General features: G+C 49.6%; 7 protein-coding genes, 1 pseudogene and 1 CRISPR repeat array. Of the genes and pseudogenes, 6 read left to right on the plus strand and 2 right to left on the minus strand.

Annotated features, from left to right (window positions below):
* The first annotated feature begins 327 nt into the window (after positions 1 to 327).
* From cas3 to cas2, 6 genes are all read left to right on the plus strand, one after another.
* Positions 328 to 2,775: a CRISPR-associated helicase Cas3' gene (gene cas3 / locus NQU42_RS03960; RefSeq protein ID WP_296609236.1), complete on the plus strand. Its 2,448-nt coding sequence runs from the start codon at positions 328 to 330 to the stop codon at positions 2,773 to 2,775.
* Positions 2,772 to 5,159: a type I-U CRISPR-associated protein Csx17 gene (gene csx17, locus NQU42_RS03965; protein WP_296609238.1), complete on the plus strand. Its 2,388-nt coding sequence runs from the start codon at positions 2,772 to 2,774 to the stop codon at positions 5,157 to 5,159. The genes cas3 and csx17 overlap by 4 nt, the downstream gene beginning before the upstream one ends.
* Positions 5,160 to 5,203: 44 nt before the next feature.
* On the plus strand, positions 5,204 to 6,250 hold the full coding sequence (cas7u, locus tag NQU42_RS03970; RefSeq protein ID WP_296609239.1) for a type I-U CRISPR-associated RAMP protein Csb1/Cas7u: 1,047 nt from the start codon (positions 5,204 to 5,206) through the stop codon (positions 6,248 to 6,250).
* Between the two features lie 12 nt (positions 6,251 to 6,262).
* Entirely contained in the window at positions 6,263 to 7,729 is a 1,467-nt protein-coding gene (gene csb2, locus NQU42_RS03975) for a type I-U CRISPR-associated protein Csb2 (RefSeq protein WP_296609240.1), read from the plus strand.
* 295 nt (positions 7,730 to 8,024) lie between these two features.
* The gene (gene cas1, locus NQU42_RS03980) at positions 8,025 to 9,677 is read left to right on the plus strand and encodes a CRISPR-associated endonuclease Cas1 (RefSeq protein WP_296609294.1); all 1,653 of its coding nucleotides are present in this window, start codon (positions 8,025 to 8,027) and stop codon (positions 9,675 to 9,677) included.
* 79 nt (positions 9,678 to 9,756) lie between these two features.
* Entirely contained in the window at positions 9,757 to 10,029 is a 273-nt protein-coding gene (gene cas2, locus NQU42_RS03985) for a CRISPR-associated endonuclease Cas2 (RefSeq protein ID WP_296609241.1), read from the plus strand.
* Between the two features lie 179 nt (positions 10,030 to 10,208).
* A CRISPR array of direct repeats spans positions 10,209 to 12,060; the repeat unit is 36 nt; unit sequence GTTACCATGCCTTTTAAGGCATGGCCCCATTGAAGC.
* Positions 12,061 to 12,674: 614 nt separating this feature from the next.
* Here the strand turns inward: cas2 and NQU42_RS03990 are convergent.
* Together NQU42_RS03990 and serA are read right to left on the minus strand one after the other, a co-directional pair.
* Positions 12,675 to 13,088, minus strand: a pseudogene (locus tag NQU42_RS03990) (catalase-peroxidase); the annotation flags it as partial.
* Between the two features lie 81 nt (positions 13,089 to 13,169).
* On the minus strand, positions 13,170 to 14,741 hold the full coding sequence (gene serA, locus NQU42_RS03995; protein ID WP_296609242.1) for a phosphoglycerate dehydrogenase: 1,572 nt from the start codon (positions 14,739 to 14,741) through the stop codon (positions 13,170 to 13,172).
* Positions 14,742 to 14,855: the final 114 nt, after the last annotated feature.

Here is a 14,855-nt window from a genome sequence, read left to right on the forward strand (position 1 = left end):
ACGCACTCTGCCGACTTGGCGTAAAAGTCAGATACGAATCATTTGGGGATCGAAGCCTCGTGGAATCTGTATTCTCCTCGTTTAAGCAACGGGCAAAAATATTCTTCTGCTCAATAACTGTGAACTTAAAGATAAAAAACTGGGAAGCCTGAGATGGACAAGAGCTATAGAATGCTGGAACAACTTATGTAAAATGTTTATCTTTTACTATAACTTCGCGAGGGGGTGATAGTGTTATTAGGACAGGTCCGATGACCAATGGGAAATTCTTATATATCTAACTCTTTCGTAATTTATGTGAAATCGGGTAGGGTTTGAGCAATGTCGATGATGAAGTCTGAATTTCATAATTTCTTCGAGGCAGCGACAGGGTATCCTCCATACCCTTACCAGGAGAGGCTTGCTACAGATGAGCAATTTCCTCATATAATTAAGATCCCTACAGGCATGGGAAAGACCGATGCGGTGATACTGAGCTGGCTCTGGCGGAGGCGATTTGATACACGTTTAAATGTGAGATCTACTACTCCCAGAAGGCTTGTTTACTGTCTTCCTATGAGAGTTCTCGTCGAGCAGGTGAAGGAGAGAGCGGAGAAGTGGTTAAAGAATCTGGGAATACTCGCCAGCAATCCGGGTGATGGTAGTCCTTTGGATGGTTGGTCACAGGATCACGATGGCAAAGATAAACGAATTGCCGTCACTGTGCTTATGGGTGGTGAGGATGCCAATGAATGGGATCTCTATCCAGAAAGGGATTGCATACTTATCGGTACTCAGGATATGCTGCTATCTCGTGCGCTCAACCGGGGCTATGGTATGAGCAGATATCGGTGGCCAATGCACTTCGGGTTGCTGAATAACGATTGCCTCTGGGTGATGGATGAGGTCCAGCTGATGGGGCCGGGTTTCACCACCTCGGTTCAGCTTCATGCGTTCAGAGATATTTTCGGAACGATATGGCCATCATCTACTCATACGATCTGGATGAGCGCGACTATTGAGCGCGAGTGGTTGAGCACAGTGGATCTCAGGTCTAACGGCGGAGCCCTCAGGGGTTTCTCTCTGAATTCAAACGATCTTGATATTCCGAGCGTCAAAAGACGCATGAATGCCTTAAAGGTTCTTAAAAAAGCCAATTCAACAGCAGAGGAGACGCAAGGACTTGTCAGAGAGGTATTAGAAAAACACGTCAGAGGGACACGAACTATTGTAATACTTAATACTGTGAAGCGGGCCGTCAACCTGTATCATGTTCTAACTAAAAAATCCAACGACTTCAGGGTGCTTCTCATACACTCTCAGTTCAGACCTTTAGATCGCAAGAAGGTCCTTCAAGAGCTGATGAAAAACCCAGACGACTCCGGCACCATAGTTATTTCAACTCAGGTGGTAGAGGCAGGTGTAGATGTATCAGCAAGGACGATGTTCACGGAACTGGCACCGTGGTCATCACTTATCCAGCGTTTCGGGAGATGCAATCGTTCTGGTGAATACGATGAGGCTGAAATATACTGGATAGATCTTCCAGAAAGCAAAAAAAGAAATGAGTTTGCTCTTCCATACTCTATTGAGGATCTGGACAAATCCCGAGAGATTCTCAAAAGTCTGGATGGCAAAAATGTTGGACCAGGATTACTTCCACAGATTCAGTTGCAGTTCATGCATAAGAAAATCCTTCGCAGAAAGGATTTGGTAGAACTCTTTGATACCACACCAGATCTGGCTGCGACTGATATCGATATATCTCGATTTATCCGGGAAACCACTGATACTGATGTTCAGGTCTTCTGGCGAGATGTAGAAGATGCAAAAGAGGAAATGTTCCCCCAGAGGGACGAGCTGTGTCCAGTGCCACTAGCGGATATCCGTGAACTGATAAAAAATGGCGGTATCGCCTGGTACTGGGATCAGCTTGAAGGTAGCTGGACTGAAATACGAGATCCAATGCAGATAATCCCCGGAATGATAATACTGCTTCGTGCATCGGATGGCCGGTACAGCCCAACAGTTGGTTGGGAGCCGCAATCGAAAACGCCGGTTCAGGTGGTACCACTAGAGATAAAGAAGAGGCCGGAGGGATACGAAGACAACCCTACCTCTACAGGGGAATGGCAGACCATAGCAGAGCATACAGAGAAAGTTGTACAAATAGCGAATCGTGTGCTAGAGGCGCTCGGAATTGAGGGCATGTGGAGGGATACGCTTTTGGAGGTGTCTCGCTGGCACGATTGCGGCAAGGCACATCCCTCTTTTCAGGCCATGCTAAAGACAGATGCTTCGGAGATTAGGGCGGTAAAGTTTCCAGTGGCAAAGGCTCCTGAGGACGCGTGGCTTAAGGGGCGCCTGCCAGATCGACCCAGAAAGAACGACCTCCGGAGAAGGCATTTCCGGCATGAGCTGGCATCCGCTATTCTCGCATTGATGAACGGAAAGAGCGATCTGGTCTCATATCTTGTGGCTGCACACCATGGTAAGGTTCGCATGTCCATTCGATCAATGCCTGGAGAGTACCGACCTCCTGATGGGGGCAGGTTTGCCAGGGGTGTATGGGAGGGAGATACTGTTCCAGCGGTCGATCTGGGTGGTGGTGTAAGGGTGGCAGCAACACCAATAGATCTCAGCTACATGGATCTTGGTGATGGTCCCAGTGGGCCTAGTTGGTTATCGCGAAGCATCGCGTTGCGAGACGACCCTGATATCGGGCCTTTCCGGTTATCTTATCTGGAGGCGTTGATAAAAGCATTTGATGAGAGGGCCAGCAGGGGTGAAATATGAACAATACGATCCTTTACGGCTGTACCGCCCAGCCGCTATCCTCATATTTAACCTCGTTAGCAGTGCTCCGCCTCATATCCGAGCAGAAGGATCCGAACGCAAAGGGCTGGTGGGAGGGTGAGACATTCTGCATCAGCTCGGATCTGGACAGAGATCAAATTATCCGTTTCTTCATAGAGGAGTACGTTCCCACGCCTATAGCGTCTCCGTGGAACGGAGGTAGCGGGTTCTATGAAGGAGATAACACTGAATTTATAGATGCAATAAGAAACAGCACGTCTAAAAGGTTTGCAGTGTATCGAGAAACTATTGATACGATATACACTTTCCCAGAGCTGCCTTCCACTAATTTAACCATACGTGAGATACTATCCCAGCTTGAAACAGAATCTGAAAAGAGCAAGGGCAAGAGAAAGAGGGAGCTCTCCGGATTGGCAAACGAGATACGGAGCAATATTGAATCGGTAGCAAGGCTGCTACCCTCCGTCGATCTGTTTGGCCTGAGTCTTGACGAGCTCGAAGAAATTAATAAAAATAGCAATGAAAAGACTGCCGAGAATATAAAAAGATTGCTGAGACCTTTGAAAAAAGCTAGAACTGATATCAAGAAGCGGAAGCGTGATGAGGGAAGGGATGATATAAAATTAGCATGCAGAGACAGACTCAAAGACTCTTTTGTGGAGTGGCTCGATGCAGCTGTTGTGATCGGTCCAGCTGATGAAATCGAACATCCACCAATACTGGGGAGCGGTGGCAACGAAGGTCGTCTTGAGTACTCAAATACATTCATGAGCTGTCTTGTAAAACTATTTCTGAAACCAGAAAATCAGGACGTTTCTCGTCAGTGGCTTTGCAACGCTCTATTCGGAGATCCTGCAGAGGGTCTCGAGGTAATCAAGGTGGGAATGTATAATCCGGGAAGATCTGGCGGTTTTAACCAGGGGCCTGGTATTGAGAACAAAGACTTTCCTGCAAATCCATGGAGCTTTGTTTTTTCAATGGAGGGAGCGATAGTCTGGGCAAGCAGTGTGGCAAGGAGACATGTGGCAAGGAGACATGGCGTGAATAGTGGGATTCTGCGAAGCCCATTTACGGTAAGTGTAAGCCCAGTCGGTTACTGCTCATCATCAGATAAAGATGGCAGCGATGAAAGGGCAGCAGAGATATGGACACCAATCTGGAGACGACCTGCCAGATACAAAGAGGTTAGGGCATTTTTGAGTGAGGGGAGAGCGGACGTCGGCAGGAGATCAGCAACTACAGGATTGGAGTTTGCGGAAGCTGTAGCATCACTGGGTGTGGATCGTGGGGTTTCAGAGTTCGTGCGATATAACCTCCTCAAAAGAAGGGGGGATAACTATATAGCACTCCCAACAGGACGCTTCACGGTTAAATACAGAAACGAGAGCGACCTTGTCAGGGAGCTTGACCCGATCCTCAGAAAGATAGATGGTTTTATAAAGAATTTTAAACACCCCCCATCCAGCTATGTCTCGACCAGGAGACAGATAGATGATGCGATATTCAACCTTCTGCTTCACGGAGGGGCAGAACGTGTGAAATTCCTGATCGCAGCGCTTGGCCGAATGGAGATGCTCATAGCTCAGAGGGACCGATCAAAAAGGCCCAGACTTGAAAATCCGATTTATGGTCTTAGCCCGAGATGGATCTCTGCAGCAGATGATGGTTCAATTGAAATCAGAATTGCTGCAGCAATAGCGTCGATTAAAAGGACCGGAGATGTGGGTCCAATCAGGGCAAACATTTCATGCGTAGACCCTGTGAATCCCACGAGGTGGTCAAAGGGCAGAGGCCAGCTGGCTTGGGTGGGGCGATCGCTGCCGGAAAAGATGGTTGCAGTCCTTCAAAGGAGAATGATCGACGCCCAGCGGATGAACTGCAGCTCGAATCCGTTGTATGGAGATTTACCCCTATCTCCCGAGGATATCTCAGCCTTCATAAATGGAGGCATCGATGAAAGTCTGGTTGAGGATCTCGCCTTCGGATTGAGCTGGGTACGCTGGGACGATCCTGCCGTCAATGAAGTCAGAAAAGAGCTTGCGGGGCGCTGGTCGAGACCTATAGACCGGCTTCAGGTAAGGCGCTCTTGGGCGCTTTTAAAGCTGCTGTTCCTGCCCGATACGCTGAAGATCGACGGCAAGGACGTGAAGGTGAAACCTGAGCCGTCCATTGTACCTCTTCTTCTGGCAGGAAGGATTGATGAGGCTTGCAGAGTTGGACTGCGCCGCCTATATTCGGCGGGACTCGATCCTGTTATGGCACCTTATTTGAAAGATGGTGATGGAGTTCGTATTGCTGCGTCGCTTCTGATTCCTGTCCAGAACCACAAAAGAATTACAGAACTTGTTTTGCATATGAAATAGGTGGGGTAAATGGTTAATATCGAGAATAATGGGTGTTGATCGATATGGAGAATGGAATGATATTGAAAGATTTGAAATCTGCGCCTCGTCTCCTGATGGAGGTCGAGCTTAGGCCGGTTCAGGGCGATCGCTTCCAGCCCACAGGGTTCCCAGATCTGGGGGCGGCTGTGTACATATCGCCTAAAGGAAAACGCATGCTACTGGTAGAGTCCGCTCAGTCAATTGCAAATCGATTGGAGCAGACCTGTTTGGAAGGAGGGAGAGGTCCCGGGATTATAAAGGAGCTGGAAGGTCTTCCGTACATACTGGTTGAGTTAAATGTTAAACTTGATACTAACGAAATAAAGACAAAGACCAGCTCCTTGGTTGAGGCACACAGGATAAACTCTCCATTCATAATATACGATGAGGAGTTTAGAAAGCATTTCATAGACAAAGCAGGGTATTCCAAGGGCAAGCCCTTGAATTGGGAGATGATTGGGAAGGCATTTTTCTTCTATGATCCGAATTCCCTGCTCCATGGGGCGTTCATGTCAAATCTAGAGGATGGGCGCATTAAAGTGCCGCGTGCTATTACCGGATTTATCGAGGCGGAGGATGTTCAGGAGGTGGCTTCAGGTGGTGCAAAGATCGACTTTTTGGACCCAACTGGCAAAATCCGGATACAAGGAATCGGCAAAGATGTGTATGGCAACGTGCTGTACCACCGTATGGAATACACCGCAAAGAGGATTACAGCATATTTCAACATAGATCTGGCCCTTCTGGATGGTTATGGTCTGGAGCCAGAGGCAAAGGAGCTGCTGGTGGCACTTGGTCTCTATAAGATCCGCAGGTTCCTGGCAAGCGGCCTCAGGCTCAGAACTGCCTGTGATCTGATCAAAAATGGCGATATCAAAGTGACAGCTCCAAACAGTTTTCAGATACCTTCTGAGAAAGAACTGCTGGAGGTAATCCAAGCGAATATAAAAGCATGTAAAGATAAAAATTTATTTGCGGATCCACCAGTGACAGTGCTGGATAAAGAGGCAGAAGTAGGAGATAAAAAGGGAAGCACCACTTCAGAGGAGGGTGCCACGATAGAGGATTAGGGTGGCTCCTCAATGATCCTGATCGAATGCGTTCTGATTAATGGGCGGTTTCATGCCACGCCGTGGGGCAGAAACGTGAATGAAGGAATTCCAGAGTGGCCCCCATCACCTTATCGACTTATACGTGCTCTATACGATACTTGGAAGCGCAAGAGACCTGACTGGCCTGCCTCTAAAGTTGAACCTCTGCTGGCGGCATTATCCTCTCAGCTCCCAAAGTTCTGCCTTCCTGAGGCAACATCCTCGCACATAAGGTGTTTTCTCAGCCAGAACAAAGAAGATATTACCAAAAAGCAGCTGATATTTGATGCATTCGTTGTTACTGAGAGGGGCGCTAAAATTGTTTTCTTCTGGCCGGATGTGAATTTAAGCGAAGTTCAAAAAAGTGATCTTTCGGAACTCCTATCTCTTATCAACTACCTGGGTAGATCTGAGTCATGGGTATCAGCCAGGTTGCTGCCTGATTATACAGAGGTTGCGTGGAACTGCGTCCCGGAAGATGGTTCATCTGATCCTGGCTGGGAAACTGTACGTGTAGCCTGCCCCATATCTGCAGATGAATACTCAAAGCAGCCATATAATAAAAGTAAATCAAGGCCACTTAGATGGCTTGATGCACTGGCCTGGTCGACAACCGAACTTATCAAGTCAGATCGCCGCAGTGAACCCCCAGCATTTCGGTATCAAAATTACATTCGCCACAGGCACTGCCTCATGCTTAAGGCATACCCGCATAGACCTGTAGAGAGACCGATTGTCAATGGTGTCCTGTATGCTATGGAGTCCAAGGTACCTCCAAAGATCACATCTGCTGTGGAGATATCAGAACGTTTTCGCAGAAAGATCATGGGGATCCACAAGAATATAACTGGAGATCCCAAGCGGATATCGCATAAATTCAGCGGCAAGGACGAGAGAGGGCATCCTTTGAAGGGGCACAAACATCTCTACGTGCTTCCTATGGACCGCGATAGAGATGGATTTCTGGATCACCTGCTAGCGGTATGCAGGGAGCCCCTAGATCTCGAGGAACAGCTTGCACTGGACCGGGTCGGGTCGATATGGCAGCCAGATGGTAAGCCAGACATTCGACTAATACCCGTACAGTGGGGCAGAACTGGTGAGCTGGCAGGTACCGAGCCCGGAACACATTTCACGAGCGCGACACCATTCATCCCACCCAGGCATTACAGAAAGGGCAGAGGTGATTTCTCAGCATGGCTCTGCCAGGAGGTGCGAAGGGAAGCATCAAATCATGGGTTACCTGAACCCGTGGAGATCAGAATCGTACCAAAACTGTCCTGCTCCGGGAGGGATATAAGATGGCTCGAATTTCGCAGGAGCAGAAAGGGTGAGAGCTCACGGATAGGTTACGGATTTGATGTTGTGTTCCCCGAACCTGTCGCAGGACCTGTTGCACTGGGTTACGGAGCTCACTTTGGGCTAGGTCTCTTTGTCCCCAGCTTGAAGTCAGAATGATCCCTTGAGTTACTCTGGTGTAAGCCCCCTTCACGGCGAGGGCCATCCGGCCAGACGGATGGGTTGGACCAGGCAAGGATGAGCCAGACCGACGAACCTGGTCGTGACCGATTGCGACGTTTTCACAAGCCCATGATGTGGAGAGCATCTCACCATTTCAGAAGTGGAAGTGCGCACACAGATACGTGTACTTCGAGGTAGTCCTTCTCTACATACCAATAGACTCGATAGACGGTCAAAGATTAAAATAATGTAAAAAGACACCAAATATCAGGAGGGTCTCGCTTTGAACGAGATGGGGGGTCCAGACCTCATACCCGCTCGGATGCTGAATGAGTTTGCTTACTGTCCCAGGCTGTGCTATATCGAGTGGATACAGGGAGAATTCATAGATAGCTCTGATACCACAGATGGTAGATTTCAGCACCGTAGGGTGGATTTAGAGAAGGGATGCATTAAAGATGATGAACATGAGCCAATCCATGCAAGGTCTGTGTACATGACAGCTCCAGAGGTAGGTCTGGCATGTAGGATAGATCTGCTGGAAGGAGATGGGTTCAGGGTCACACCGGTGGACTACAAGCGCGGAGAGGTCCCAGAAATCCCCGAGAAGATTTACGAGCCCGATAGGGTACAGCTCTGTGCACAGTGCCTGGTGTTGAGGGAAAACGGGTTCGAATGCGTGGAAGGAATTGCTTACTTCATCCGATCGAGGAAGAGAGTCGCAGTAAAGTTCGATGACGAACTGGTAAAAAGAACGAAAGACCTCATCGCAGAGCTGAGGCGGGTGGCCGAGAGGGGGATCATCCCACCACCCCTTAAGGACAGCCCTAAATGCGTACGCTGCTCCATAGCGAGCATATGTCTTCCGGATGAGGTTAACCTTCTACGTAAGATCAGTGATGCGGATGAGACCGAGACCGCACCACATATCAGACGACTACTTCCAGACCGGGACGATGCCAAGCCGGTTTATGTCATTGGTCAGGGTCATACGGTTAGGAAGAAAGGAGATCGCTTGGAGATATGGAATAAGGATGAAAAAGTAGGAGACGCCAAGCTGAGAGAGATCTCTCAATTATCTCTTTATGGTGGTGTGGAGATAACTACTCCTGCAATGGTTGAACTGATGCAGAGATGCATTCCGGTCATTCACTTCAGCTATGGCGGATGGTTTCATGGCATATGTATTGGCACAACTCACAAAAACGTAGAGCTGAGGATACGACAGTATCAAAGTGCTACAGATCCGGAGAGAGCGCTATTACTTGCTAGAAAGATAATAGCCGGCAAGATCAGGAACTGCAGAACGCTCATACGCAGAAACGATTCAGAAGTCCAAAGAGAGACACTCGTCACTCTCGCAAGGCTAGCAAAAAATGCAGAATCCGCAAATAGTGCCGATAGTCTACTTGGTATTGAGGGGGCAGCCGCCGAGGTGTACTTTTCCAGATTAGGGTGCTTACTGAAGGGCACACAGTTCTCATTTGAGAATAGAAACAAGCGTCCTCCTAGGGATCCGGTTAATGCTGTTCTTTCTTATCTGTACGCTGTGCTTGTGAAGGACGTCTTCGTGACACTTCTTGCAGTTGGGTTTGATCCATACCTAGGATTCTACCACAGGCCAAGATACGGGCGACCAGCACTGGCTCTGGATATGATGGAAGAGTTCCGACCGCTGATTGCAGACTCTGTTGCCCTCACACTTTTCAACAACAAAGAGCTATCCAAGAACGATTTCCAGAGAACCGGCATAGGCATATCGCTTACCTCTGATGGCAAGAGGACTGTGATTGAAGGGTATGAGCGGCGTATGGAGACCGAGATACGGCACCCCTTATTTGGCTATAAAGTTAGCTACCGTCGGGTTCTTGAGATCCAGGCCAGATTGCTTGCTAGGATGCTATCAGGCGAGATTCGAGAATATCCGCCGTTCTGCACAAGATGACGCTGATGCACAACCTGCAACATGTAAATTCAGAAGACTATATGGTGGTGAGATAATTAGCGGTCTGAACTGCTATGTTGTGAGCTACGACATCATGGACCAGAAGCGGCTCCAAAGGGTACATAAAACGATGAAGGGCTTTGGGGAATCCATACATTACTCCGTATTCAGGTGCGATCTCACGCCGAAAGGACGGGTTGAGCTTATTGCGGCTCTGACTGAGCTGATTAAACATGACGAAGATCGTGTTATGATCATCGATCTGGGTCCTGTAGACGGAAGAGCCAGAGATAGGATAGAATTTCTGGGGGTCCGTCCGGCAGAGTCAGAGCATAGAGCGCTAATAATATGAGCCATACATTGACGAGAGGTTTGATGCTGATACGACTCCCAGGAGGTGCTCGAACAGATGATGGCTATCGAAAAGCTAATGATAGAGGACATTATGTAAATCATGCGGATCAATAGGAGAAGTAAGCTCTCGAAATCTCAGTACTTTTCGAGGCGTGTGAAGCTCGAGAAATGAACGCTGTTACCATGCCTTTTAAGGCATGGCCCCATTGAAGCCCTATACACCACCTCTTCTCGAGCCACGGCTTGATGTTACCATGCCTTTTAAGGCATGGCCCCATTGAAGCGATCTCGCTGTATCTCCTCATCAACGTTCTTGTAGAGACGTTACCATGCCTTTTAAGGCATGGCCCCATTGAAGCGCCTCCTCTAGCTCGCGCTCGAGCTCGCGTAACTTCGTTACCATGCCTTTTAAGGCATGGCCCCATTGAAGCCGCTATGCAGCGACATTTTATTATCTCGTCTGTTTCGTTACCATGCCTTTTAAGGCATGGCCCCATTGAAGCTGGACCCAGCTTATCGATCAACCCACGCCTCTTGCACGTTACCATGCCTTTTAAGGCATGGCCCCATTGAAGCTGGAGAGAAGGCGCGCATCCTGGAGGCCGCCCGAGCCGTTACCATGCCTTTTAAGGCATGGCCCCATTGAAGCCAGACGACTGTACACACGTCTAGGATGTCCTCTCCCCTGTTACCATGCCTTTTAAGGCATGGCCCCATTGAAGCCGCGCGAACAATTTGATTCCGTCAATGACTTCTTGGGTTACCATGCCTTTTAAGGCATGGCCCCATTGAAGCTGCGCAATCAGCTCGTTGCGCTTCCCATTCAGCACGAGTTACCATGCCTTTTAAGGCATGGCCCCATTGAAGCGGTTACGGCAAAGATCTGGCGGCGATATGTAAGATCAGTTACCATGCCTTTTAAGGCATGGCCCCATTGAAGCCAGACGACTGTACACACGTCTAGGATGTCCTCTCCCCTGTTACCATGCCTTTTAAGGCATGGCCCCATTGAAGCCGCGCGAACAATTTGATTCCGTCAATGACTTCTTGGGTTACCATGCCTTTTAAGGCATGGCCCCATTGAAGCTGCGCAATCAGCTCGTTGCGCTTCCCATTCAGCACGAGTTACCATGCCTTTTAAGGCATGGCCCCATTGAAGCGGTTACGGCAAAGATCTGGCGGCGATATGTAAGATCAGTTACCATGCCTTTTAAGGCATGGCCCCATTGAAGCGGTTACGGCAAAGATCTGGCGGCGATATGTAAGATCAGTTACCATGCCTTTTAAGGCATGGCCCCATTGAAGCGCCGATACTGGGCACCAAGCGGCTGTAGGAGATGAGGTTACCATGCCTTTTAAGGCATGGCCCCATTGAAGCTTCAAAACCGCCATGAAGGTGCAAGCACACTACAGACTAGTTACCATGCCTTTTAAGGCATGGCCCCATTGAAGCATTTCCTCATCTTTGTATCCGGTTGCCTTTGCAGTGTTACCATGCCTTTTAAGGCATGGCCCCATTGAAGCTTGTTCAGTATTTTTTCAGATACTATCTTTATCTCCATGTTACCATGCCTTTTAAGGCATGGCCCCATTGAAGCTCCGGATCATCTATCTCATAATACAGTATGAGATTTGTTACCATGCCTTTTAAGGCATGGCCCCATTGAAGCTGCGCAATCAGCTCGTTGCGCTTCCCATTCAGCACGAGTTACCATGCCTTTTAAGGCATGGCCCCATTGAAGCTGGACGGCTTCTCGCCGTCCTGTAAAATACATTGTGTTACCATGCCTTTTAAGGCATGGCCCCATTGAAGCAGATTCAGGCGGCGAAGGAGGCGAGGCGAATGAGTGTTACCATGCCTTTTAAGGCATGGCCCCATTGAAGCTTTCTTGGCGGCTTGCTGAATGGGGCTGCACAGATGTGTTACCATGCCTTTTAAGGCATGGCCCCATTGAAGTTTGGTTCTGGTCAAGCATTTTGTTCAACACGAAATGTTACCATGCCTTTTAAGGCATGGCCCCATTGAAGCTTCTCGCACAATACCCTACTTGCCTTCCAAGTATAGTTACCATTGAAGCGATGAAGTTCTCAAACGCAATGCAGAGATGCGAAAGCGAGTTACCATGCCTCTTCATCCTAGCGGTTATGGACAAGATCCCAAAACAATGACAGCTTGTCGCCCAGCAAGCAAGAAATGCTAAGGCTTGTTCCAGTGAACGAGACCGATGTACTAATATTACTGGTAAAATAGCGCGAAAATCCCGTCCCCCGCACTCTTTTCCTGCGTGCAGCCACGAGTTTTCACCTCAGTGATCCCCAGAATTTTGATATGAAAATGGGTTCAGGGACGTTTACAATGAAAAAATGACATGAGGGTTAACCTCATGTCTCGGGGCGTTTCTGGACAAAACTAACATTGCATCGAAGCTTTCATCCTTTTGGCGCGCCTGTGCTGTTGAATGTGCCGTTTTCGTACGGGCTTACTCCTAAAGAATGGGAGTTTGCGCCCTGCTCGCTCCTATCATCCGCGACTTGCCTGTTATGCCCCATTTAAAGGAGTGCCTGGCAGGCTAACGCTCGGGTTCAGCGACGGAGCGTAGCGCATCCGATGGAATCGCATGTTAGCTCTCCGTCATCTTTGAATCAGTCAAGGTCGAATCGATCCAGGTTCATCACCTTATCCCAAGCCGCCACGAAGTCCTGGACGAACTTCTCCCTACAGTCCGATGCGGCATAAACCTCTGCCACCGCCCGCAGTTCATCGTGGTGGCCGAAGATCAAGTCCACCCTGGGTGCTGTCCATTTTAATTCACCTGTCTTTCTGTCGTACCCATTGAAGAGATACCTCCGGTCGTCGGCGGCCTTCCACTCCGTTCCCATGTCCAGGAGATTCACGAAGAAATCGTTGGTGAGGGTGCCAGGCGAATCGGTGAGAACACCGTGCTTCTCGTACCCGTAGATGGCTCCCAGAGCCCTCAATCCACCCACTAGGGCGGTCATCTGAGGGACTGTGAGGGTGAGAAGCTGGGCCTTGTCAACAAGGAAATACTCCGGCGTGCTCAGGATGTCCTCGTCAATTAGACCTTGCTCCTTCCAGTAATTGCGGAAGCTTAAGAGATGGCCTTGAATAGGCCATCCTCACATGCTTATCGTCCTGGCGCTCAGGACGCCTGAAACGCTCAGTACCCTCTTCAGAGTCTCGTCACTTACAGGAGAATCCACGTTCAGAACCATCAGCTGCGGCTGCCCTGGCGAGATCCTGCCCACGTGCATGCTCCCGATGTTGATGTTCGCCTCGCCCAGAACCACACACACCGGCCCTATTATGTTCGGCCTGTCCTCATGCAGGACCAGAACAAGATTGCCCTCTGTGGGAACATGGACCCTGTAGTCGTTGATCTGGACGATCCTCCTGTCATCCGGCCTGTAAACAGTGCCGTGAACCGCGAATGTCTCTGTGGCGGTTTTCAGGCGCATGGTTATGAGATTGCTGTACCCGTTCGCGGTCTCTGTCTTTGACTCCATCAGCTTTATGCCCCTCTCCTTCAGCAGCGTCAGAGAGTTGACCAGGTTCGCATGGGCACCTATAGCAGATAGCAGCCCCTTCACAGCCGCTATTGTTATCAACCGGGTATCCTTCTCCGCGATGGATCCGCCATAAACGATCTCAAGCTGCTCGAACCTGCTTGTGCCCAGCTGTCCGAGAAGCCTGCCCATTCTCTCCGCGATGTCCATGTACGGCTCCATCATGGCGATGGTCTCTGGCGGTATGGAGATCAGATTGATCGCTGTCGTCGGAAGCTGGCCCCTGCTTATAGCGATTATCTGATCTGCAACAGCAAGCGCCACGTTGATCTGCGCCTCAGCTGTTGACGCTCCGAGATGTGGGGTTGTTATGATCCGCTCCTGCTCGAGAAGAGGGTTGCCCACCGGTGGCTCCTTTGTGTAAACGTCCACTGCAGCGCCTGCTATCCTGTTCTCCGCAACCGCTTTGGCGAGCGCTGCCTCGTTGATGATGCCTCCCCTGGCGCAGTTTATCAGCCTCACGGTTGGCTTCATCAGCTTTATCTGAGGCTCATCGATCATGTTTCTTGTTTCCGGGGTGAGAGGCGTGTGAACTGTTATGAAATCGCTCTCCCTGTAGATCTCCTCGAGGCTCGCCAGCTTTATTCCAAGCTCTGCAGCCTTCATTTCTGTTATAAACGGATCGTAGGCGAGTATGCGCATACCGAATGCCTTCATCCTCTTTGCAACCTCTGTTCCGATCCTGCCGAGTCCTATTATGCCCAGAGTCTTGTTGAAGACCTCGACGCCCGTGTACTTCTTCCTGTTCCATTCGCCCCTCCTGACAGATGCATGCGCCTGGGGAATGTTTCTCGCGAGCGCCAGCATCATGGCGATTGTATGCTCTGCAGCTGATATGGTGTTCCCGCCCGGGGCGTTCACTACTATTATGCCCTTTTTTGTTGCAGCATCAACATCGACGTTGTCGACCCCAACTCCAGCTCTCGCTATCACCTTGAGCCGGTCTGCTGCGTTTATCACATCTGCCGTCACCTTGGTCCCGCTGCGTATGACAAGAGCATCATACCCCTTGATCCTCTCCACCAGCTCCTCAGGAGAGAGGTTGGTTATAACATCGACCTCTGCGGCCGACTCAAGCCGCCTTATGCCCTCCTCGGCCAGCGGGTCACTGACCAGAACTCTCATGGCTTCTACCTCCATTGCGGCTCAAAGATGATCTAGAATTTCATCTTTGCCCTTCATAGGCTCAACATGCCCTGTATCTGACCACCAATCAAAAGGGATAAATGATGAAACGCA

Origin of the sequence: Methanothrix sp. (assembly GCF_024518575.1) — an archaeon.
GTDB lineage: Archaea > Halobacteriota > Methanosarcinia > Methanotrichales > Methanotrichaceae > Methanothrix_B.